Origin of the sequence: Streptomyces sp. WAC05374, from assembly GCF_004353505.1 — a bacterium.
GTDB lineage: Bacteria > Actinomycetota > Actinomycetes > Streptomycetales > Streptomycetaceae > Streptomyces.
In genome coordinates, this window is sequence record NZ_SMNQ01000011.1 from 189387 (window position 1) to 210330 (window position 20944).

Annotated in this window: 20 protein-coding genes; 9 read left to right on the top strand and 11 right to left on the bottom strand. The window is 74.0% G+C overall.

Features of this window, described 5'->3' with window-relative positions:
* Positions 1–8: 8 nt before the first annotated feature.
* Together E2B92_RS21570 and E2B92_RS21575 are read right to left on the bottom strand one after the other, a co-directional pair.
* Positions 9–737: a TetR/AcrR family transcriptional regulator gene (locus E2B92_RS21570; RefSeq protein WP_126887770.1), complete on the bottom strand. Its 729-nt coding sequence runs from the start codon at positions 735–737 to the stop codon at positions 9–11.
* A 42-nt stretch (positions 738–779) separates the two neighbouring features.
* Complete coding sequence (locus E2B92_RS21575) at positions 780–1715, bottom strand: AurF N-oxygenase family protein (protein WP_126887771.1); 936 nt, start codon at positions 1713–1715, stop codon at positions 780–782.
* A gap of 160 nt (positions 1716–1875) precedes the next feature.
* On the opposite strand from E2B92_RS21575, the gene E2B92_RS21580 reads away from it, so the two are divergent.
* Both E2B92_RS21580 and E2B92_RS21585 read left to right on the top strand, forming a co-directional pair.
* Complete coding sequence (locus E2B92_RS21580) at positions 1876–2979, top strand: ferritin-like domain-containing protein (RefSeq protein ID WP_126887772.1); 1104 nt, start codon at positions 1876–1878, stop codon at positions 2977–2979.
* A 33-nt stretch (positions 2980–3012) separates the two neighbouring features.
* Positions 3013–3798 carry a hypothetical protein gene (locus E2B92_RS21585; protein ID WP_126887773.1) on the top strand — a complete coding sequence of 262 codons (786 nt, stop codon included), beginning with the start codon at positions 3013–3015 and terminating at the stop codon, positions 3796–3798.
* 17 nt (positions 3799–3815) lie between these two features.
* Here E2B92_RS21585 and E2B92_RS21590 read toward each other — a convergent pair whose 3' ends face one another.
* The 6 genes from E2B92_RS21590 to E2B92_RS21615 all read right to left on the bottom strand — a co-directional run bounded on the left by E2B92_RS21590 (position 3816) and on the right by E2B92_RS21615 (position 11386).
* Complete coding sequence (locus tag E2B92_RS21590) at positions 3816–5306, bottom strand: penicillin-binding transpeptidase domain-containing protein (protein ID WP_126887774.1); 1491 nt, start codon at positions 5304–5306, stop codon at positions 3816–3818.
* Positions 5303–6655, bottom strand: coding sequence for an FtsW/RodA/SpoVE family cell cycle protein (locus E2B92_RS21595; RefSeq protein ID WP_126887775.1), 1353 nt, complete (start codon positions 6653–6655; stop codon positions 5303–5305). Before E2B92_RS21595 ends, E2B92_RS21590 begins: the two co-directional genes overlap by 4 nt.
* 157 nt (positions 6656–6812) lie before the next feature.
* The gene (locus tag E2B92_RS21600; protein ID WP_126887776.1) at positions 6813–8075 is read right to left on the bottom strand and encodes a sensor histidine kinase; all 1263 of its coding nucleotides are present in this window, start codon (positions 8073–8075) and stop codon (positions 6813–6815) included.
* Positions 8075–8857 (bottom strand): hypothetical protein, encoded by a 783-nt coding sequence (locus E2B92_RS21605; RefSeq protein WP_399432214.1) that lies wholly within the window; start codon positions 8855–8857, stop codon positions 8075–8077. The genes E2B92_RS21600 and E2B92_RS21605 overlap by 1 nt, the downstream gene beginning before the upstream one ends.
* A gap of 76 nt (positions 8858–8933) precedes the next feature.
* Positions 8934–9179: a zinc-ribbon domain-containing protein gene (locus E2B92_RS21610; RefSeq protein WP_126887778.1), complete on the bottom strand. Its 246-nt coding sequence runs from the start codon at positions 9177–9179 to the stop codon at positions 8934–8936.
* On the bottom strand, positions 9176–11386 hold the full coding sequence (locus E2B92_RS21615; protein WP_126887779.1) for a HEAT repeat domain-containing protein: 2211 nt from the start codon (positions 11384–11386) through the stop codon (positions 9176–9178). Before E2B92_RS21615 ends, E2B92_RS21610 begins: the two co-directional genes overlap by 4 nt.
* A 143-nt stretch (positions 11387–11529) precedes the next feature.
* Here E2B92_RS21615 and E2B92_RS21620 point away from each other — a divergent pair, with 143 nt between their 5' ends.
* Positions 11530–12327 (top strand): nuclease-related domain-containing protein, encoded by a 798-nt coding sequence (locus E2B92_RS21620; RefSeq protein WP_126887780.1) that lies wholly within the window; start codon positions 11530–11532, stop codon positions 12325–12327.
* Here E2B92_RS21620 and E2B92_RS21625 read toward each other — a convergent pair.
* A complete protein-coding gene (locus E2B92_RS21625) occupies positions 12324–13220 on the bottom strand; it encodes an ATP-dependent DNA ligase (RefSeq protein WP_126887781.1) in 897 nt (298 codons plus the stop codon). The two genes, E2B92_RS21620 and E2B92_RS21625, sit on opposite strands and share 4 nt — an antisense overlap.
* Complete coding sequence (gene ligD / locus E2B92_RS21630) at positions 13217–14101, bottom strand: non-homologous end-joining DNA ligase (protein WP_126887782.1); 885 nt, start codon at positions 14099–14101, stop codon at positions 13217–13219. The genes E2B92_RS21625 and ligD overlap by 4 nt, the downstream gene beginning before the upstream one ends.
* Before the next feature lie 40 nt (positions 14102–14141).
* Between ligD and ku the strand changes: the two genes are divergently transcribed.
* The 6 genes from ku to E2B92_RS21660 all read left to right on the top strand — a co-directional run bounded on the left by ku (position 14142) and on the right by E2B92_RS21660 (position 19852).
* A complete protein-coding gene (ku, locus tag E2B92_RS21635; protein WP_126887783.1) occupies positions 14142–15158 on the top strand; it encodes a non-homologous end joining protein Ku in 1017 nt (338 codons plus the stop codon).
* Positions 15159–15519: 361 nt separating this feature from the next.
* Positions 15520–16707, top strand: a complete 1188-nt coding sequence (gene glgA / locus E2B92_RS21640) for a glycogen synthase (protein ID WP_185923565.1) — start codon at positions 15520–15522, stop codon at positions 16705–16707.
* Between the two features lie 77 nt (positions 16708–16784).
* Entirely contained in the window at positions 16785–17492 is a 708-nt protein-coding gene (locus E2B92_RS21645) for an SDR family oxidoreductase (RefSeq protein WP_126884886.1), read from the top strand.
* A gap of 37 nt (positions 17493–17529) precedes the next feature.
* On the top strand, positions 17530–18012 hold the full coding sequence (locus E2B92_RS21650; protein ID WP_126884885.1) for a nuclear transport factor 2 family protein: 483 nt from the start codon (positions 17530–17532) through the stop codon (positions 18010–18012).
* Between the two features lie 27 nt (positions 18013–18039).
* A complete protein-coding gene (locus E2B92_RS21655; RefSeq protein ID WP_126884884.1) occupies positions 18040–18561 on the top strand; it encodes a nuclear transport factor 2 family protein in 522 nt (173 codons plus the stop codon).
* 40 nt (positions 18562–18601) lie between these two features.
* Positions 18602–19852 carry an MFS transporter gene (locus E2B92_RS21660; protein ID WP_126884883.1) on the top strand — a complete coding sequence of 417 codons (1251 nt, stop codon included), beginning with the start codon at positions 18602–18604 and terminating at the stop codon, positions 19850–19852.
* Positions 19853–19916: 64 nt separating this feature from the next.
* On the opposite strand, the gene E2B92_RS21665 is transcribed toward E2B92_RS21660, so the two are convergent.
* Entirely contained in the window at positions 19917–20891 is a 975-nt protein-coding gene (locus E2B92_RS21665; protein ID WP_126884882.1) for an SMP-30/gluconolactonase/LRE family protein, read from the bottom strand.
* Between the last annotated feature and the right edge of the window lie 53 nt (positions 20892–20944).

The following is a 20944-nucleotide window of genomic DNA, read 5'->3' on the forward strand; positions in this document are numbered from 1 at the left end:
AGCCAGTGTCACAGGAGGTGCGCGGCCCCGCTCACCACGGGGACCACGCGGCGCGCCAGGGTGCCCACCGGGCCCTCGGCCCGCTCCTGCGCCAGCAGCCCCGCCACCGCCCGGGCCGTCTGCTCGTCCGTCGCGGCGGTCGCCGTGAGCAGGGCGACCAGGTGGTCGACCAGCCACCCGCGCAGCTCGTCGGCGGGCGGCCGCTTGTCCTCGTCCAGCCAGATCAGGGACGCCGCCTCGACCGCCGCGATCCAGGTGCGCACCATCATCCGCAGCCTCGGCCCCGGGTCCCCGGCGCCCAGGTGCAGCAGGATCTGCTCGGCCGCCGCGCGCCGCACCTCGTCGACGATCGCGGTCGTCCGGGACGTCTCGGCGACGCTGCCGCCCTGGAGCAGGGCGCTGAACCCGGCGTCGTGCTGGTCGACGAAGGCCAGGTACCGGTCGAGGACGCGGGCGAGCCGCTCGGTGGGCGGGCCCACGGGCGGCTCGGTGAAGCACAGCTCCAGCTCGTCGGCGGCCGACCGCAGCGCGGCCTCGTACAACTCCTGCTTGCCGCCCGCGAAGTAGCGGTACACCAGCGGGCGCGAGACACCGGCCGCCTCGGCGACGTCGTCGAGCGAGACGTCCTTGGGCGCCCGGTGCGCGAAGAGCGAGAGGGCGACGCCGAGGAGCTGCGTACGGCGCTCCTCGACGCTCAGCCGTCGGTACGCGGGTGCGGGCGTCGCGGCACTGGTCATGCCCGCAGGGTAACTCCGCCCCACCCGCCGTGGTGGGGGGCTTCAGGCGAGGAGGCCGGAACTCTTCCAGAGCCTGCGCCCGGGGCCGCGCAGCACGCCGATGTCGTCGAGGAACTCCGTCAGCCGCCGGGCGCCCGACTGCATCACCTCGCGGCGGTGGCCGCTGGCCCTCACCTGGGCGACCGCCTGGCGCCGGTCGAGGCCGACGTTCTCGTACACCTCGGGGTTGACGAAGCAGACGGAGAAGACGCGGGCCGCCTCGCCGCAGCTCAGGCGGGTGAACTCCTGCTCCCAGCGCGGCGCCGTCACCATCTGGCGGCGCAACTCCTCGCGTGCGTACCGGACGTGCCGGGCCTCCTCCACCACGTGGATGCGGGTCACCCCGCGCACCAGGCTCTGGACGCGCTCGTCGGGGAAGGTCAGGCGCTGCATCCAGTCGAGGATCTCCTCGCCGAGCAGCGTGGCCGCGAACGAACCGGGGGTCGTGGAGACGGTCTTCAGGACGCGCGCCATGTTGTGGTAGACGCGCGGCACCCGGTACGCCGGGGCCCCGCCCTTCTGGATCATCCGCGCGAACATCATCGAGTGGCGGCACTCGTCCGCGATCTCGGTGAGCGCGTACCGGACGTGGTTGCTGGTGACCGACTTGTCGTAGATGTGCCGGACCAGGAGCTGCATCAGGATGATCTCGAACCAGATGCCGAGCGAGGCGAGCGACGCGGCCTCGTGCCGGGCGAGGTCCATCCGCTGTTCCTCGGACATCCTCCGCCACAGGGGGGTGTCGTAGAGGGAGACCAGCTCCGGCGGCCAGAACCACTTGCCGTCCTCGACCGGGGCGTCCCAGTCGAGCTCCTTGTCGGGGTCGAACGAGTGCTTGGCCGACGATTCGAGCAGGCGCTCGGCGACCTGTTCGCGGTCGCGGAGCGGGCCGAGCGCGTCGCGGAGCAGCCGTATGTCGCGTTCGGTCACGGACGTCATGAGCGGAGCACCTCGCGCGGTAGGCGTTGCCGGGGGACATCCCTTATGAGACTGCTTGTCAGCAAGACCGTCAATCCCTTGTGCGCGACTTGTTGACCCGGCGTCTACCAACGTGTGAGCCTGCCAACTACCCGTCAGCGCACAGGCGAAGGAGCCGTCCGTGTCGACGCACACCCTGTACAGCAAGGACCCGGGAGACCCGACCTGGCAGGTGCCGGCCACCGGCTCGGCCCGCTTCACCTGGGAGTACGACGACGGCCGCGACCGGCTGCTCGCCCTGTACCAGAAGGGCAAGGACAAGCAGTGGGACGGTGCCCGGCGCATCGACTGGGACCTGGAGGTCGACCCGTACGACCCGCTCGGCACACCCGACGAGGCGCTGACCCTGTACGGCACCCGCCACTGGGGCAAGCTGACCGAGAAGGACAAGGGCGAGCTGCGCAGGCACTACGCCTCCTGGCAGTTCAGCCAGTTCCTCCACGGCGAGCAGGGCGCGATGATCTGCGCCGCCCGGATCGTGGAGTCCGTCCCCGACATGGACGCCAAGTTCTACTCCGCCACCCAGACCATGGACGAGGCCCGGCACGCCGAGATCTACGGGCGCTTCCTGCACGAGAAGGTCGGGATGCTGTACCCGATCAACGACAGCCTCCAGGGCCTGCTCGGCGACACCCTGCGCGACTCCCGCTGGGACATGCCCTACCTCGGCATGCAGGTCCTCATCGAGGGCCTCGCCCTGGCCGCGTTCGGGATGATCCGGGACTCCACCGACAAACCGCTGCCGAAGCAGATACTGGCGTACGTCATGCAGGACGAGGCCCGGCACGTGGCCTTCGGCCGGATGGCCCTGCGCGACCACTACAAGCAGCTCACCGACGCCGAACTGCGCGAGCGCGAGGAGTTCGTCATCGAGGGCTGCCACCTCATGCGCGACCGGCTGCGCGGCGTGGAGGTGCTGGAGAACTTCGGCGTCTCGACGAAGGAGGCCGAGGAGTACTCCGAACAGTCCGAGTTCCTCCACCTGTTCCGCAAGCTCCTCTTCAGCCGGATCGTCCCCTGCGTCAAGGACATCGGCCTGTGGGGCGAGCGGCTCCAGAAGGCGTACGTGGACATGGGCGTCTTCGAGATGGGCGACTCCAACCTGGACCTGCTGATGACCCAGGACGAGGAGATCGCCGAGCGGCTCGACCGCGAACGCTTCGCCGCCGAGGAGGCCGGACGGGTCGCCGAGGTCACCGACGCGATCGCCGAGGGCGGTGCGTGAGCGCCCGCACACCCGTGACGTAGCCTGACGCGCATGACCATGCCGCCTCCGTCCCAGCAGCCCGGCCCGTACACGGGCCCCTACCCCGGTCCGTACCAGCAGCAGCCGCAGCCGCAGCCCGGCTTCCCGCAGCAGTACCCCGGACCGTACGGGGCGCCGGTGCCTCCGCAGCCGCCGAAGAGGCGCACCGGCCTGGTCGTCGGCCTGGTGACCGGAGGGCTCGTCCTGCTCGGCTGCCTCGGCGTCGGTGTGGCCATGGTCGTCGGCGGCGCCGGGGACGACACCCCCTTCCCGGCCGCCACGCACAAGCTCACCGTCCCCCCGACGCTCGTGGACGGCGAGTACACGCTCGCCCAGGACATGTCCGGCACCGAGGGCAAGAAGGTCCTGGACGACACCTACAGCCCCGACGTCCGCACGGACGGGGCGGCCGTCGCGCAGTACACCGCCGAGAAGGACGGCGCCATCAAGGCGCTGGTCGTCTCCGGCTACTACGGGCAGGTCAAGAACCCCGACAGTGAGCGCCGCAGCGTTCTGCGCGGCGCCGGCACCGCGCAGAACGCCACGATCGAGACGCCCGCGAAGGACGTCACGCCCGCCGGGTCCGACGTCACGGTCGAGTGCGAGGTGCTCAGCAACACCGAGGCGGGCAACAAGGTGACCTTCCCGATGTGCGCCTGGGGCGACGGCAACACCGTTCTCGGGGTCGGCGTCGTCGACGCGGCCTCCATGGGCCAAAAGCCCGGGGACATCGACCTCGCCCGGGCCGCCGAGCTGACCCTGAAGGTCCGCGCCGAGATGCGCAAGCCGATCGGCTGACCTTCCGGCGGGCCCGCTCAGGAACCGGGACGTCCGGCGGAGCGCCGCTCCTCCTCGCGCAGCGCCTCCTCCATCACCGCCCGCGCGACGGGCGCCGCGCTGCCGCCGCCGCTGATGTCCTCCCGGTTCGCCGACGCGTCCTCCACGACCACCGCGACCGCGACGGCCGGCCGGCCCGTGCCGGCCGCCTGCGCCCAGCCGATGAACCAGGCGTACGGCGTGCCGGTGTTGCCCACCCCGTGCTGGGCCGTGCCGGTCTTGCCGCCGACCGTCGCACCGGGGATGGCCGCCTTGCTGCCCGACCCGCCGTCGACGACGTCCACCATCAGCCGCTGGAGCCGCAGCGCCGTCGGCGGCAGCATCGCCTGCCGGTAGGTGCGGCGGACGTGCTGCGACACGAGGCCGCCGTCGGAGGTCGTCGTCCGGTCCACCAGGTGCGGGTGCGCGAGCTCACCGCCGTTGGCGACGGCGGCGGCGACCATCGCCATCTGGAGCGGGGTGGCCGTCGTGTCGTACTGGCCGATGGCCGAGAGCGCGAGCCGGTCCGTGGTCAGCTCCGCGTCGAAGTTGGACCGTGCCACCGCCGACGGGACGCGCAGCGAGGTGTCGTTGAAGCCGAACCGCCCCACCGCGTCGAGCATCCCGGCGCTCCCCACCTTCACCCCGAGGTGCGCCATCACCGTGTTGCACGACCAGCGGATCGCGTACGCCAGTGAGGCGTTGCCGCACCCCTTCGCCTCGTTGGGCAGCACGGTCCGCGTGCCCGGCAGCAGGTAGGGGTCGGGCGCGCCGGTCGGGGCGTCGACGTCGGTGACGATCCCGGCGTCCATCGCGGCCGCCGCGGTCACGATCTTGAAGGTGGAGCCGGGCGGATAGGTCTGGCGCAGCGCCCGGTTCAGCATCGGCTGGTCCGGTGCCCCGTTGAGCCGGGCCCATGCGGCGGCCACCTCGCGGCCGGTGCCGGACAGCAGCCCGGGGTCGTACGAGGGGCTGCTCACCAGAGCCAGGATGCGCCCGCTGTACGGCTCGATGGCGGCGACCGCGCCGCGCCGGCCGGCGAGCCCGTCGTAGGCGAGGCGCTGCAGCGGCTCCCGGATGGTGGTGACGACGTCGCCGCCCGGGGGCCGGGTGCGGCTGAGGTCGTACCAGAAGGGGAAGGGCGTGAGCATCGGGCTGGTGCCGGACAGCAGGGGGTCCTCGGCGTGCTCCAGCAGCGTGGTGCCGTACGTCTGCGAGGCGTATCCCGTCACCGGCGCGTACAGCGGGCCGTCGGCGTACGTGCGCTCGTGGCGCAGCGGCTGGCCGGTGTCCCTGGAGCCGGTGACCGGTGTGCCGTCCACGAGGATGTCGCCGCGCGGCTGGGCGTAACGGGCCATCACGGGTCGGCGGTTGGCGGGGTTCTTGTCCAGCGACGGCGCCTCGAGGACCTGGACCCGGCCGGCGTTCACCAGCAGGGCACCGAGCAGCAGCAGGCACAGCACGGCCGCGTGGCGGATGCAGGGGATCACCGGACCTCCTCCACCACGGGCAGGACGGCGCCGGGCTCGGCGCCCCGTGGCTCGGGCGCCCGGGCGGAGTCGCTGACGCGGATCAGCAGGGCGACGATGATCCAGTTGGTGACGACCGACGAACCGCCCTGCGCCAGGAAGGGCATGGCCATGCCGGTCAGGGGGATCAGGCCCATCACGCCGCCCGCGATCACGAACACCTGGAGGGCCGGGATGGAGGAGAGGCCGGTGGCCAGGAGCCTGCCGAAGGGGTCCCGCAGCGCGAGCCCGGTCCTGAAGCCCCGTGCCACCAGCAGGGCGTACAGCAGGAAGACGGCCGTCAGCCCGGCCAGCCCCAGCTCCTCGCCGGCGGTGGCCAGGATGAAGTCGGACTTGGCCGCGAAGCCGATCAGCACGGACTCGCCGAGCCCCAGGCCCGTCCCCAGCATCCCGCCCGCCGCGAACGCGAACAGCGACTGGGCGAGCTGGCCGGGGCCCTGGCCGGCCTCGACGGAGGCGAAGGGGTGCAGCCAGTCCTCCACCCGGCTGTTGACGTGTGGTTCGAGACCGCCGACCACGAACGCACCGGCCGCCGCCAGCAGCAGGCCCACGGCGACCCAGCCGGTGCGGCCGGTGGCCACGTACAGCAGGATCACGAACAGGCCGAAGAACAGCAGCGAGGTGCCGAGGTCCCGCTCCAGCACCAGGACGCCCACGCTGACCAGCCAGATCGCCACGATCGGCCCGAGCACCCGCCCGGTGGGCAACTGCACGCCCCACACCCGGCGGCCGGTGTACGCCAGTGCGGTGCGGTTGGCGGCCAGGTACGCGGCGAAGAAGACGGCGAGCAGGATCTTCGCGAACTCGCCCGGCTGGAACGACAGGCCCCCGATCCTGATCCAGATCTTCGCGCCGTTGACGGCGGGGAAGAAGATCGGGGCGAGCAGCAGCAGCAGGGCGGCGGCGACGGACACGTACGCGTAGCCCTGGAGCGTCCGGTGGTCGCGCAGCAGTACGACCACCGCGATGAACAGCCCCACACCGAGGGTGGACCACACCAGTTGGGTGGGCGCGGCGTGGTCGGCGGGGGTCTCCAGGTCGAGGCGGTAGATCAGGACGAGGCCGAGGCCGTTGAGCAGGACGGCGATGGGGAGGAGGAGCGGGTCGGCGTACGGGGCGCGGCACCGCACGGCGACGTGCGCGAGCAGCGCCAGCAGCCCGAGCCCGGCGCCGTACGCGGCGGCGTCCGGCGGCACGGCGCCGTTCCTGGCGAGCCCGACGCCGACGTACCCGTACACGGCGATGAGGACGCCCCCGATGAGGAGGGACAGCTCCACCCCCCGGCGCCTGTGCGTCCCCGTTGCGGTCATGCCAGGCAACGTAGCAAGTGGTATGTCCGTTATGTCGCACCTGACACGGCCTGCTCCCGGCATCCGCCCGGGGCGGGGCCGTGCGGGGTCGCCCCCGCGGAGGCCGGCGGCGCCGTAACGGGAGAGGGGGCCCGGCGAAGGCGCCCCACGAGGGGGGTCAGGGCTCCGGGGTGGGCGGCGCGTACGCCGGGAGGAGCAGGCGGGCCTCGGCGCCGCCCCCTGGCGCGTGGGTGAAGCGCAGCTCCGCGCCGATGACCGACGCCTGGCCCGCCGCGATGGTCAGGCCCAGCCCGTGGCCCTTGCTGCCGCTCTCCGTGCGGAACCGCTGCGGCCCGTGCTCCAGGAGGTAGCCGGGGTACCCCGGCCCGTGGTCCCGGACCGTCACCACCGGGCCGTCCACCGTGAGGACGACCGGCGGCCGGCCGTGCTTGTGGGCGTTGGCCACCAGGTTGCCCAGCACCCGCTCCAGGCGCCGCTTGTCCGTCTCCACGCGCGCGTCCCGGACGATCCGCACCTCCGTGTCCGTGCCCGACACCCGCACCACGCGCTCGGCCAGCGGCCCCAGCTCGTGCACGTCGAGGTCGACCGTCTCGGTGCGCGCGTCCAGCCGGGAGATCTCCAGCAGATCCTCCGTCAGCGCCCGCATCGCCCTCACCCGGTCCCGCACCATCTCCGCGGGCCGCCCGGGCGGCAGCAGCTCGGCCGCCGCCGACAGCCCGGTCAGCGGTGTGCGCAACTCGTGCGCCACGTCCGCCGTGAAGCGCTGCTCGCTCAGCAGCTTGCCCTGGAGGCTGGACGCCATCGTGTCCAGCGCACCCGACACGGTGGCGACCTCGTCCTCCGGGTGCGCGGGGTCCTTCGTCCGGGGGTCGTTGACCCGGGCGTCCAGGTCGCCCGCGCTGATCCGCCGCGCCACCTGCGCCGTCAGGTGCAGCCGCCGCGTCACCCGGGTCACCGCGAACGACCCGACCAGCAGCGTCGCCCCGATCGCCAGCACCGAGGAGCCGACGATGGCCTGGTCCAGCCCGCTGATGGTGCTCGCGCTCAGCGAGTAGTCCACGCGCACCGCGAGCGCCCGGCCGTCGGCGGGCCCGGCCGCCCACATCGTGGGCCGCCCCCCGGAGTCGGCCACCAGCGTGCCGCGCTCGCCGCGCACCGCGAGCGCCCGGAGCGCGGCGGGCATGCCGTCCGGGTCGACGCCCGCGTACGGCGGCAGCGGCTCGCCCGCCTCGTACGCGCGCGTCACCTCCTCCAGCCGGTCCAGGGCCTTCTCCCGCGCCGTGTCCACCGTCTGCCGGGTCACCGACACGTGCACCAGGGCGCCCAGCAGCGCGGCCAGCGCACAGCACATCACCGTGATGAACACCCCGGCCTTCCAGGTCAGGGTCGCCATCCAGGCAGGAGGCCTCGGGCGCCGCATCACGTGCCGCCCGGGCCGGGGGAGGGTGACGGGGACGGCGAGGGGGACGGCGAAGGCGAGGCGGGCTTCGGCGGCACCGGCTTCACCCGGACGATCTCGTCCCGCGTCGGGAGCATCGCCCGCTGCTGGCCGTCCCACGACCACGCCGTGCGGTACTCGTACCCCGGGATGCCCGCCGAGACCACGCGCACCACCAGGTCCCTGCCCGCGAGCTGGACGCCCACGACCTGGTCGACGGTGGACATGATGCGGGTCAGCCCCCCGTCCTCGGGCATGTACACGCGCAGCCCCGTCTGCTGCTCGGGCATGCGGATGCCGACGACCAGCTCGTCCCGGCCGTCCCCGGTGAGATCCCGGTAGTACGGCGTCATCACCGGGCACTGCCGCGGTTTCGTCCCGCACTCCCGGATCTGCCGGGCCGTCTCCTCGTACATCCCGTCCGGGCCGCTGTACTCGCCCGGGTGCGCCGCCACCTCGGCCCGGACCACGTGCACCGGGTCGACCCGGTGCACGTCACCGCCGGGCACGGCCACCCCCGGCACCCGCGCGGTGTCGCTCTCGCCGTAGTCGTAGGGCGGCGCGGTCACGGGCGGGAGGTCCGGCCACAGGCGCACCGGGCCGACCGCCGTCGGCGTGGGGCCCGCGCTGGTCAGCTCACCAGCGTCGCCGCACCCCGACAGCAGCAGCGCCGCCACCGCCGCACCGGGCAGCAGCAGAGCCGCGTACACGGCGGCCGGGCGGTGCGGGCTCACGGTCCTCCTGACGGGTCGGTGCGACGGCATGGCGGTCTTCCGCAAACCATATTCGTACGGAAGTCCCTTTTGTCGACCCGGCCCGGCCCGTACGCCGTGCCCGCCGTCACCGTACCCGCGTGCCGCCCGACAGCATCCGGTCGGCCTGCTCCCGCGTGATCCGCTCCTCCGTGCCGCAGAACGCGCACTGCGTCGCGTACGACGTGGCCACCGGGAACAGCGGCACGAAGAACAGCGTGAACTTGGTCGTCCTCCGGCGCAGCGCGTGCGCCGCCGGGTTGCCGCACCGCCCGCACACCAGCGTCAGCACCGCGAGCTGCCGGAGGTACGCCTTCGTCCCGAAGATGATCATCCCGCGGTCTCCTCTCCGGACCGGCCCAGTGCCCGCCGGCACAGCGCCAGGAGCTTCTCGTCGTGGTGCACGTCATGGTCGCCCGAGGTGCCCTCCGACACGTTGTGCCGGCGCGGCCGGGCCAGCTCGGCGCGGAGCAGCGAGGCGGCCTCCGCCGGCACCGGCCCCGGCCCGGCGAGGCACCCGGCGATCTCCACGCGCGTGTGCCGGTTCTCCCTCCAGGCTCCCACCAGCACCGGCAGCGCCTCACGGACGTCCCCGGTGACCCGGCTCAGCGCCACGGCCGCGTCCACCCGCAGCCACACCCCCGGCGCCGCCAGGCACGCCCGCAGCTCCGGGGCCGCCGCCGCGCCCGCCGGCCCCATCGCGCCGACCGCCCAGGCCGCCTCCCTGCGGTGTGCCGCGTCCGGTGCCGTCAGCAGGGCGCGCAGCCTCGGCAGAACGGCACCGGTGTCACCCGCCACCGCCCACAGCGCCCGGGCCGCCGAGGTCGCCACCGCCACCGAGCAGTCGTCCAGCAGGCCCCGCAGGTCGTCCGCCGCCTCGCCCGCCGCCGGCCCGAACGCGCTCAGCGCCCGCAGCGACGACTCGACCACCCACTCCCGGCGGAACGCCGGCGCCCCGCGCAGCACCCGCAGCACCTCCGGCAGCGCCTCCACGGCGCCCAGGTGCGCCAGCGCCAGCAGCAGCGGGCCGGCCTCCTCGCTGAGCTCCTCGTCCAGCGGCAGCCCGCCCAGCTTGTGCCGCAGCACGGGCACCAGCGGGGCGCCGTCGCGGCCCAGGTGCGTGATGGCGTAGCCGAGCCGGCCGTCCACACCGGGCTGTTCCAGGGCCCGCGCCAGCGCCGGCACCGCCCGCGCGTCACCGGTACGGGTGAGCGCCAGCAGCGCGCTGCCCATCCCGGACCGGCCGCCCACCCGCTCCGGCGCCCACGGGGCCGGGTCGGCCGCCACCTTGGCCGCCAGCGCGTCCGCCGCCGGGCGGGCCACCTCGAACAGGCCCTCCAGCCAGCTCACGGCCGCCTCGCGCAGGCGCGGTTCGGGGTCCGTGAGCTGTGCCCCGACGAGCCGCACCACCTCGTCGTAGGCCCCGCGCCAGGTGCGCACCAGCCCGCCGCACATCCACACCGCGTCCGCCCGCCGGCCCCGGTCCGGGCTGCGCAACTGGGCGGTGACCAGCGCGATGCGGTCCTCGACCCGGTCGTCCAGGGCGCTGTGCAGGGTCCGCAGCAGGTCGTCGGCCCACGCCGTGCCGCGCCCGGCCCGCTGCTCCTCGCGCAGCTCGCGCAACTGCCCCACCAAGGTGGGCGCCCCGGGCCGGGGCTCGGCCGGCTCGGGCAGCTCGACCGGCTCGGGCAGGCCCAGCGGCTCCGCGCGCCCGGCCGTCTCACGGAGCCCCGCGAGATCCGGGCGGCCGGACAGGCCCGGCGCGTCACCCGGCGTGTCCGGCACGGTGCCCGCCGCCGGGGGCGCGTCGCGCAACTGGTCGAGCAGCCCCGTCACCGTCACCACGACGTCCCGGGGCAGCCGCGCGGGGGCGCACCGCGCCAACTGGGCGAGGGCGGCGAGCCGCAGGGCCGGGTCCTGGGCGGCGCCCATGAGCCAGCCGAGCCAGTCGGTGATCTCGTCGCGCAGCGACTCGTACCGCAGGGCGATCCGCCCCACGGCCTCCACCAGCGCGAGCCGCACCTCCGTGTCGGTCTCGACGGTCAGCCGCTCCCGCAGCAGGGCCAGCACCCGCGCCGGGTCCCCGTGCAGCGAGGCGAGCGCGCCCGGCGCCGCCATCCGCACCTCCCGGTCGTCGTCGCCGACGAGCCCGAGGAACACGTCCGCGCCGGCGGCGACGGCGGCCGCGGCCATGGCGTAGTTCGCCGCGTCCTCGAACTCCTCGTCGTCCGGGTCCAGTTCCTCCAGCTCGTCGTCGCCGTCCAGGTCGATGCCGCCGATGCTGGTGAGCAGCTCGATGACGCAGCCGCGGTCCTGGACCTCGGGCTCGGCCACCAGCTCCAGCAGGAAGGGGATGCAGGCGAGCGTCGAGTCGTACACATCGCCCTGGTGGTGCACCGCGCCGTACATGCCGTCCAGCGCCACCTCCCGCTCCACCGGATCGGGGGAGGCGAGCCCGCGCAGCAGATCGGGCACGTCGTCGGCCGGACCGTAGGCATGCCCCAGCGAGGCCCAGTCGACCTCGTCGATCCCCGTGAACATGCCGTCCCTCCCCGCGACCACTGCACTTGGGGGCAATAGTGCACCACACCGCCGGTGCCCATGCCCCGCCAATCGGACACGCCCGGCGCCGCCCTTGCCGTCGCCCGGCGCGGCTGTTCCCATGGGCGTGGGGGTGATGGGGCATGACCGCACTGCGTGTCACACCGGCCGGGCCCGGCGGCCGCCACCGGCTCCGGGTCAGCCTCCCGGACGGCCGGGACATCGCCTGGTACGACCGGGACAGCGGCCGGATCAGCCTGCTGTCCGAGGCGTACGAGGACGAGGTCGTCGCGGCGCTCGCGCCCTATGTCACCGGCGAGGTCAGCATCGGCCCGCCGTCCGTCCCCACCGCCTCCGACCTGGCACGTCTCAGCCTCCACCCGGACGACGACCTCGCCCCCAACCGCCCCGGCGAGGCCCTGCACGCCGCGCTCGACGGCGCCCCGGCGCGCCGCCTGCGCAAGGACCCGCGCCCGGCGGAGCTGGCCGCCCACCAGCGCGTCGGGGACGCCCTGGACGGGCTGGACGCGGCGGGCTGGCGGGTCCTGCACTGCGTGCCCCTGCCGGGCGGTGCCCGCATCGACCACCTGGCGATCGGCCCGGCGGGCGTGTTCGCGGTGCGCACCCTCGCGGCGCGCGGCCGCCGGGTCCGGATCGCCGGCCCGTACGCCGCCACCGGCCGCGGGGAGCCGGAACCGCACCTGCGCTGGGCCCGCCGGGCCGCCGACCGGGCGGCACACGCCCTGGCCACGGCCGTGCGCCCGGTCCTGGCGGTGGCCGATCCGGGCCGCCTGGAGGTGCCGCCCGCGCCGGACGGCGTACGGGTGCTGCGGGACGGCGAGATCCCGTCCCTGGCGCGGCTCGGCGCTGTCCTGAAACCGGTGGACGTGGAGGCCCTCTACGCGACGGCCCGCGACCGCCGCACCTGGCTGGCCGTCTAGGGGGTGTCGTCCTTCAGCCGCAGCACCGTGGTGACCGTGTGGCGGGTGGTGCCGGTCGCCACCTCGGCCGTCAGTTCCGGCGGTACGGAGCGGAAGGGCACCTCGCCGAGGCCGACGGCCATGGCGGTGCCTTCCTCGCCGGGGGCCAGGGCGGCGAGGGCGGCGCCCGCGCGGGCGCGCAGCGCGGGGGGCAGGGGACTGGAGACGACCGGGGTGTCGTCGTCGGGGAGGACCAGCACCAGGGAGGCGGGCCGGCGCTGGGTGCCGGTGAAGCCGACCACCACGGCGTCCCAGGTGTCGGTGTGCCGGATCTTGCGCCACGCGCGCGTGCCCGGCTTGTACGGCTGGTCCAGGCGCTTGACGACCAGGCCCTCCACCCCGATGCCGGGCAGCGTCTCGTACCAGGTCGCGGCCAGATGCGGGTCGGTCGTCATGGGGACGGGCTGGATCGGCGGGCCCAGGTCGGCGAGCAGCTCCACCAGCCGCTCGCGGCGCTCCGCGTACGGGCGGGGGCGCAGGTCGGCGCCGCCCGCCGCCAGCACGTCGAAGGCGGCGTACGAGGCGGGCAGCCGCCGCGCGAGCCCCGGCGCCCGGCCGGGGGTGGCGGCGGCCCGGCCCTGGACGGCGGCGAAGTCGATCCGGCCCTCCCGCCAGACGACCACCTCCCCGTCCAGCACGGTGCCGTCGGGCAACTCCCGGGCGGCGGCCACGAGATCGGGGAAGGCGACGGTCACCAGCCGCCCCGAGCGGGCCTGGAGGACGACCCCGTCGCCCGCCCGGAAGATCAGCATCCGGTGGCCGTCGAACTTGGGTTCGTACGCCAGTCCCGGCTCGCGCGGCAGGGTGCCGACGTTGCGCGCGAGGGTCACTTTCAGGGGCGGCTCGAGCGTCACGGCAGCGGCCCCGCCCGCTTCGGGTCCAGCAGGGGTGCCAGCAGGTCCCCGAAGTCCTGGAGACGGGGGGCCATGTCCGTCAGCAGGAAGGTGAGCTGCGCGGGGGCGCCGCAGGACTCGACCTCCTCCCAGGTCACCGGTGCCGAGACGGCCGGCCGGGGGCGGGCGCGCAGGGTGTAGGGCGCGGCCGTGGTCTTGGCGGCGTTGTTCTGGCTGTGGTCGACGAAGACCTTGCCGGGGCGCAGCGCCTTGGTCATCCGGTGCACCACCAGGCCCGGCAGCTCCTCCTCCGCCTCGACGGCGAGCTGCTTGGCGTACGCCTGGACCCGCTCGGAGGGGGCCGGCTCCAGCGGGACGTACAGGTGCAGGCCCTTGGCGCCGGACGTCTTGGCGTACGCGTCCAGGCCGTCGGCCGCGAGCCGCTCCCGCAGCCAGAGCGCGACCCGGCAGCACTCCACGACGGTGGCGGGGGCGCCGGGGTCGAGATCGAGGACCAGCCGGTCGGCGAGCGCGGGGGCACCGGCCAGCCACTGCGGGGTGTGGAACTCCACCACCAGGTTCGCCGCCCACATCAGGGAGGGCAGGTCCTGGACCATCACCTGGCGGGCGTTCTTGTCGTCCGATCGGGGGACGGCGACGGTTTTCACCCAGGAGGGTGTGCCGGGAGGCGGGTTCTTGGTGAAGAAGAGCTGGCCGTCGGGGCCGTCCGGGTAGCGGAGGAAGGACAGCGGGCGGCCCAGGAGGTGGGGGAGCAGGCAGGGGGCGGTGGTCGCGTAGTAGTGCAGGATCTCGCCCTTGGTGGTCCCGGTGGCGGGGTGGATGACCTTCTCCAGGTTGCTGAGCGCCAGGCGCCGCCCCTCCACCTCCGTGATCGGCGTCATACGATGAGAATCCCACGAATCGGTACGAAAGGGATGAACCGTGCGATCCATCTGGAATGGCGCCATCTCGTTCGGGCTGGTCAGCATCCCTATCAAGCTGGTGAACGCGACCGAGAACCGGTCCATCTCCTTCCGGCAGATCCACACCGAGGACGGCGGCCGCATCCGCTACCGCAAGGTGTGCGAGCTGGACGGCGAGGAGGTGTCGACGGAGGAGATCGGCAAGGCGTACGAAGAGGCCGACGGGACCATGATCCCGATCACCGACGAGGACCTCGCGTCGCTGCCGCTGCCGACCGCCAAGACGATCGAGATCGTCGCCTTCGTGCCGGCGTCGCAGATCGACCCGCTCCAGATCGACGCTGCGTACTACCTGTCGGCCAACGGGGTGCCCGCCGCCAAGCCGTACACGCTGCTGCGCGAGGCGCTCAAGCGCAGCGAGCGGGTGGCCATCGCCAAGTTCGCGCTGCGCGGGCGCGAGCGGCTGGGGATGCTGCGGGTCGTGGACGACGTCATCGCCATGCACGGGCTGCTGTGGCCGGACGAGATCCGCCGCCCCGAGGGCGTCGCGCCGGACACCTCGGTGACCGTCCGCGACGCCGAACTGGACCTGGCGGACGCCCTGATGGACACCCTCGGCGAGGTCGACATCGAGACCCTGCACGACGACTACCGGGCGGCGGTGGAGGAACTGATCGCGGCCAAGGCGGAGGGCGCCGAGGTGGCCGCGCCCAAGGAGGAACGCCCCGGCGGCCAGGTCATCGACCTGATGGCGGCGCTGGAGAGCAGCGTGCGCGCGGCCCGCGAGGCGCGCGGCGAGGGCGAGCCGGAGGAGGCGTCGGTCCACGAGCTGCCCGGCCGCAAGAAGGCGGCCGCCGCGCCCAAGGAACGGGGCGGGAAGAAGTCCACCGCCAAGACGGCGGCCGCGAAGAAGGCCGCCCCGGCCCGCAAGTCCACCGCGAAGACGGCCGCGAGCGGCAAGGCGGCCGAGAAGAAGACGACGGCGAAGAAGTCCACCGCCGCCAAGAAGAGCACCCCCCGCAAGCGCGCCTCCTGACCCCCGCCGGGCTCCCCGCGCCGGCCGCCTCCCGCTCGCGGCCCCCGGGCCGCACGCCGGGCATCCGGGCGGCACCGGAAGGCCGGCCCCCTGCCCTCGGCACCCCTCCGCGCCGCACGCCCCACCGCCCCACCGCCCGCCGCCCCCTCCGGGGCGCACGCCGGCCGCCCGGGCGGCACCGGGAGGCCGGCCGGATTGGCTACCGTCCCCAGCGGGGGGACCGAGGCGGGGGCGACGACCGCCCCGCCGTACCGCCGCCGTCGGCCCTTTCCCCGCCGCCGCGCTCCGCCGAGGGGCGCGGCCGCACCGTCTTTCAGGCCCTCGACGTCAGGAAGTACGCATGAATTCGCCAACGCCCGCCATGCGCGTCGATCTGCTCACCAAGGAGTACCCGCCCGAGGTCTACGGCGGCGCCGGGGTCCACGTCGGCGAGCTCGCCAAGCACCTGCGCGCCCTGGTCGATTTGCGGGTGCACTGCTTCGGGGAGCCCCGCACCGCGCCCGGGGTGACCGCGTACCGGGAGCCCGCGCTCACCGACGGCGCCAACCCGGCGCTGCGCACCCTCGGGGTGAACGTGGAGATGGCCGCCCGCTGCGAGGGCACCGACGTGGTGCACAGCCACACCTGGTACGCCAACGCCGCCGGGCACCTGGCCAAGGTGCTGTACGGCGTGCCGCACGTGGTGACCCTGCACAGCCTGGAGCCGCTGCGCCCCTGGAAGGCCGAGCAACTGGGCGGCGGCTACGCCCTGTCGTCGCTGGTGGAGCGCACCGCCGTCGAGGCCGCCGACGCCGTCGTGGCCGTCTCGCACGGGATGCGCGACGACATCCTGCGCGTCTATCCGGGCGTCGACCCCGACCGCGTCCACGTCGTGCACAACGGCATCGACACCGCCGTCCAGCGCCCCGACCACCGGGTGGCCGCCCTGGAGCGGCACGGCGTCGACCCCACCCGGCCCATCGTGCTGTTCGTCGGCCGGGTGACCCGCCAGAAGGGGCTGCCGCAGTTGCTGCGCGCCGCCTTCGAACTCGACCCGGCCGCCCAGCTCGTGCTCTGCTGCGGCCAGCCCGACACCCCGGAGATCGCCGCCGAGACGGCCGCCCTGGTCGACGAGCTGAGCCGGGTGCGCGGCGGCGTCGTCCGCATCGACGGGATGCTCGACCAGGAGTCGCTGCGCCAGTTCCTCACCCACGCCTCGGTGTTCGTCTGCCCCTCGCTGTACGAGCCGATGGGCATCGTCAACCTGGAGGCCATGGCGTGCGGCACGGCCGTCGTCGCCACCGCCACCGGAGGCATCCCCGAGGTCGTCGCGGACGGGGAGACCGGCCTGCTCGTACCGATCGAGCAGGAGCAGGACGGGACCGGCACACCCCGGGACGAGAAACGATTCGCCTCCGATCTGGCGGCGGCCGTCAACGAGCTCCTCGCCGACCCGGCGCGGGCGGCCGCCCTGGGCGAGGCCGGGCGCGCCCGGGCCCGCGAGCGGTTCGGGTGGCAGGAGGCGGCGCGCCGGGTCCACACCGTCTACCGGGCTCTGACCGGCGGCTGAACCCCCGTACGACGACCTCATGTTGTCGTAGCGGAATCGTTGACCCCGCCGTACCGGCCGCCGCTAGCTTCGTCACCATGTCCCACGCGCCGCACACCATCCGCACCGCTCTGGTCACCGGCGGTAACCGCGGTATCGGCCTGGAGGTCTGCCGCCAGCTCGGCCGGGCGGGCCTCGACGTCGTGCTGGCCGCACGCGACCCCGCGCGCGGCCGTGCGGCGGCCGACCGGCTCACCCGTCAGGGCCTGACCGTCCGGTCCGAGCAGCTCGACGTCACGGACGGCGACAGCGTGAAGGCGTGCGCCGCACGGCTGGCCGAGGCCGGGACCGAGGTCGACGTGCTCGTCAACAACGCGGGCGTCTACCCCACCGAGGGCTTCTTCTCCCTCGACGAGGAGACGATGCGCCGGTCCCTCGACGTCAACCTGATGGGGGCCTTCCGCACCTGCCGGGCCTTCGTCCCGGACATGGTCCGGCGCGGCCGCGGCCGGGTCGTGAACGTCTCCTCCGGGCTCGGCGCCATGACGGACAACGTTCCCTCCCCGGCGGCGTACGGCATCGCCAAGGCCGCGCTCAACGCGCTCACCCTGGTGGTGTCCGCCGCCGTCCCCGCCCCGGTGAAGGTCAACGCCGTGTGCCCCGGCTGGGTCCGCACCGACATGGGCGGCTCGTGGGCGCCGACGAGCGTCGAGCAGGGCGCGGACACGGTCACCTGGCTGGCGCTGCTCCCCGACGACGGGCCGAGCGGCGGGTTCTTCCGCGAGCGCCGGCGCATTCCGTGGTGAGCGGCCCCGCAGCCACGCAGACACGAAGGGAAGAACGATGAAGCTCTCCTCCGGCCGCCGGGGGCGCCGCACGGCGGGGATCGTGGTAGCCGCCGTCCTGATCTTCGGCGTGGGCGCCGCGTTCAGCAGCGACTACGTGCAGGCCGCCGCGAGCGAGGCGCTGCGCGCCACGCCCGAGGCGCACGAACCCAAGGCGCTGGCCTCGCTGGACCCGGCCGTGCGCGCCTACGTGGACGCGGTGGACGGCGCCGACGCGGACGCCCTGGCCGCCGCGTTCCACGAGGACGGCACGGTCACCGACACCGGGCGGCGATTCCACGGGCGCGAGGCCATCCGCGCCTGGGCGGCGGACGAGGTGATCGGCGGCAAGGTCACGGTGCTCGGCAACACACCGGGCGGCAACGGCTCCACCGTGCTCCTCCGGTTCGACCCCGACGGCCTGCTCGCCGGCTTCCGGGCCCGCTACGCCTTCACGCTCAAGGACGGGCTCATCCACAGCGTGTCCATGAGCTACGCCTGATCCCCGACCCTCCCAGGGAGAAATGTCATGAGAAAGCGCCTGATACCTCCGGTCCTGCTCACCGCCGCCCTGTTCCTGGGCGCGACCGCCTGCTCCGGCGACGGCAGCGGCGACGACGCGGGCGGTGGCGGCGGCCAGGACCGCGCCGCCGCCTCGAGCCCCACGCCCGGCGGCACCGTCTCGCAGGTCCAGGAGTCGCCCTCCGCCGGGCCGTCCGCGAAGGCCGACAACGATGCCGTCGACCCCGCCGCCCAGGCGTACGTCGACGCCGTTGCCGCCAAGGACCTCGAGGCGCTGGTCGCCGCCTTCCACCCGGACGCCGAACTCACCGACGTCGGCCGCGAGTTCACCGGCCACGACGAGATCCGCGACTGGGCCCGCAACGAGGTCATCGGCGGCAGGCTGACCGTCCTGAAGAACACCCCCAAGAGCAACGGCACCACCCTCCTCGTCCGCTTCGCCCCCGGCGGCACCGGCGGCTTCGAGGCCAACTACGAGTTCGACGTCCGCGACGGGCGCATCGAGAAGCTGAACCTCCAGTACGCCTGACACCACGCCCGACCCACCGTCGAAGCAGAAGGGCTCCCGTATGAGCACCGCAACCGGAACCGGGCCCGGCCCGACCCGCCACAAGCTCGCGCTGGCCGCACTGGGTCTCGGGGCGTTCGTCATCGGGACCGCCGAACTCGTCATCGTCGGCGTACTCAGCCTGATCGCCGGTGACCTGGACATCTCCGTCAGCACGGCCGGCCTGCTCGTCACGGCGTACGCGCTCGGCGTCTCCCTCGGCGGGCCGGTCGTCACCGCGGCGACGATCCGGCTGCCCCGGCGCACGCTGCTGTGGGTGGCCCTCGCCGTGTTCATCGCGGGCAACCTCGTCGCCGTCTTCTCCGCCGCCTTCGGCCTGCTGCTGGCCGCCCGGGTCCTGTGCGGGGCCATCCACGGCCTGTACCTGGGCGCCGCGTCCACCGTGGCCACCGGCCTGGTGGCCGCCGAGCACCGCGGCCAGGCCGTCGGGCTGGTCTTCGGCGGCATCTCCGTCTCGACCGTGATCGGCGTGCCGCTGGGCACCCTGATCGGCCAGGGCCTGGGCTGGCAGGCCACCTTCGGCAGCGTCGTCGTGCTCGGCGTGCTCGCGCTCGTCGCCACCCTGGCGCTGGTGCCGCGGGTCGAGCACACCAGCGCCGACGGGCTCGGTGCCCAGGCCCGGCACGCCTTCCATCCCCGGGTGCTGGCGATGCTGGCGGCCACGGTCCTGCTGATGGGCTCCCAGTTCATCGCGTTCACCTACCTCACCCCGTTCCTGGAGGACGTCACCGGCATCTCCGGCGGCGCGGTGGGCGCCTTCCTGCTGATCTTCGGTGTCTTCAGCGCCATCGGTACGTTCGCGGGCGGCCGCTTCGCCGACATCAACGCCTCCGCCACCCTGCTGGCCGGCAACGTCGTGGTGATCGTCGCCATGGCCGCGCTGTGGGCGTTCGGCTCCAACGCCTGGCTGGTGGGGATCGCGCTCGCCGGCTGGGGCATCGTCGGGTTCGGTGTCACCCCCTCCTTCCAGCTCCGCGTCATCTCGCTGGCGGGTGAGGGCGCCGACCTGGCCGCCACGCTCGGTGCCTCGGCCGCCAACGTCGGCGTGGCCGCCGGTGCCGCGGTCGGCGGCTGGGCCCTGGCCGCCTTCGGCACGGGCGACGTGCCGGTGGTCGCGCTGGTCGCCGCCGTCCTCGCGCTGCCCGTGGTGTGGGCGACGCGGTTCCTGAAGGCGCCGCAGGCACCGGTTGCCGCCGCGGCGGGGGGCGAGGCGGACAGCGTGAGCAACGTACCGGTGACCACCGCCGGGTGACACGGCTCGCCGTACGAGCGGCGGGGAGGTCGGGACAGGTCCCGGCCTCCCCGCCTTTTTCACGTCAGAACCCGGTCACGTCGGCGATGGTGAACGGGAGCTCCGCCGTGCCGCCGGCCATCTTGTCGAACTGCGAACGCACCACGTACAGGTGGTTGTTGCGGCGCACCAGCGTGGTCGGCATCTCCAGCGTCGCGTCGACGACCTGGCGCTCCACGGTGAACGCGGTGGCGTCGGCGTTCAGCCGCAGCCGGCTCAGGGTGTCGTTGCCGTAGTGCGCGAGCCACACCCGGCCGGACTCCAGGTGCAGCCCGTCGCCGTACTTGAGGCTCACCGTGCCCGTCACCTTCTGCATCGCCCCGGATCTGAGGTCGATCCGGTAGAGCCCGCCGCCGGCCGAGTCGACGGTGATCAGGTAGCTGCCCGTCGCGTCGGCCTCGATGCCGTTGAGCGTCACGGTCTTCGCCGGCTGCGGCGGTATGACGCCGGTGAGGTTGTACGCCGTGGTCAGCGTCCCGCCGTTGCCCCCCGCCGCGATCGCGGCCTTGAGCTGCGCCGGGGTGACGCGGTACACCACCGCCAGGTACGAGTCGGTGATGTACGCCGTCCCGTCCGGGGCGATGTCCAGGTCGTTGAGCAGGGACGACTCCGGGGACGACACCGCGAAGTACGCGACGCGCTTGCGGGTGGCCAGGTCGTAGACCATCACGCCCTTGGGGTCGGTGACCCAGAGCCGGCCGGAGGCGTCCACCTTGAGCCCGGCCGCCGTCGTCCGGCCGTCGGCGCCGTCCGGCAGGAACACCTCGGCGGCCTTCTGGCCGGCCGGCGTCCGGTAGATCGCGCCGGTGGCGTACGAGCCGACGAAGAAGTCGCCCGTCCGGGCGTCCACGGCGATGCCCTCGGGGAACGCCCGGGCGCCCGGCAGGGTGAAGGCGGTACCGGCCGTGTACTTGGCCTCGGCGCCGTCGTCGACGGCGACGGCCGTGCCGGCCATGCCGGAGAGGGTGAGCAGTCCGGCCAGGGAAAGTCCCGCGGCCATCAGGGAGCGGAAAGGACGAATGCGATGCACGTGTGTCTCTCTTCTCTCGATGG

Coding starts and splice junctions, on each gene's coding strand:
- E2B92_RS21570 (WP_126887770.1), bottom strand. CDS start 737: ATGACCAGTGCCGCGACGCCCGCACCCGCGTACCGACGGCTGAGCGTC.
- E2B92_RS21575 (WP_126887771.1), bottom strand. CDS start 1,715: ATGACGTCCGTGACCGAACGCGACATACGGCTGCTCCGCGACGCGCTC.
- E2B92_RS21585 (WP_126887773.1), top strand. CDS start 3,013: ATGACCATGCCGCCTCCGTCCCAGCAGCCCGGCCCGTACACGGGCCCC.
- E2B92_RS21595 (WP_126887775.1), bottom strand. CDS start 6,655: ATGACCGCAACGGGGACGCACAGGCGCCGGGGGGTGGAGCTGTCCCTC.
- E2B92_RS21600 (WP_126887776.1), bottom strand. CDS start 8,075: ATGCGGCGCCCGAGGCCTCCTGCCTGGATGGCGACCCTGACCTGGAAG.
- E2B92_RS21605 (WP_399432214.1), bottom strand. CDS start 8,857: ATGCCGTCGCACCGACCCGTCAGGAGGACCGTGAGCCCGCACCGCCCG.
- E2B92_RS21610 (WP_126887778.1), bottom strand. CDS start 9,179: ATGATCATCTTCGGGACGAAGGCGTACCTCCGGCAGCTCGCGGTGCTG.
- E2B92_RS21615 (WP_126887779.1), bottom strand. CDS start 11,386: ATGTTCACGGGGATCGACGAGGTCGACTGGGCCTCGCTGGGGCATGCC.
- E2B92_RS21620 (WP_126887780.1), top strand. CDS start 11,530: ATGACCGCACTGCGTGTCACACCGGCCGGGCCCGGCGGCCGCCACCGG.
- ligD (WP_126887782.1), bottom strand. CDS start 14,101: ATGACGCCGATCACGGAGGTGGAGGGGCGGCGCCTGGCGCTCAGCAAC.
- glgA (WP_185923565.1), top strand. CDS start 15,520: ATGCGCGTCGATCTGCTCACCAAGGAGTACCCGCCCGAGGTCTACGGC.
- E2B92_RS21645 (WP_126884886.1), top strand. CDS start 16,785: ATGTCCCACGCGCCGCACACCATCCGCACCGCTCTGGTCACCGGCGGT.
- E2B92_RS21650 (WP_126884885.1), top strand. CDS start 17,530: ATGAAGCTCTCCTCCGGCCGCCGGGGGCGCCGCACGGCGGGGATCGTG.
- E2B92_RS21655 (WP_126884884.1), top strand. CDS start 18,040: ATGAGAAAGCGCCTGATACCTCCGGTCCTGCTCACCGCCGCCCTGTTC.
- E2B92_RS21660 (WP_126884883.1), top strand. CDS start 18,602: ATGAGCACCGCAACCGGAACCGGGCCCGGCCCGACCCGCCACAAGCTC.
- E2B92_RS21665 (WP_126884882.1), bottom strand. CDS start 20,891: ATGGCCGCGGGACTTTCCCTGGCCGGACTGCTCACCCTCTCCGGCATG.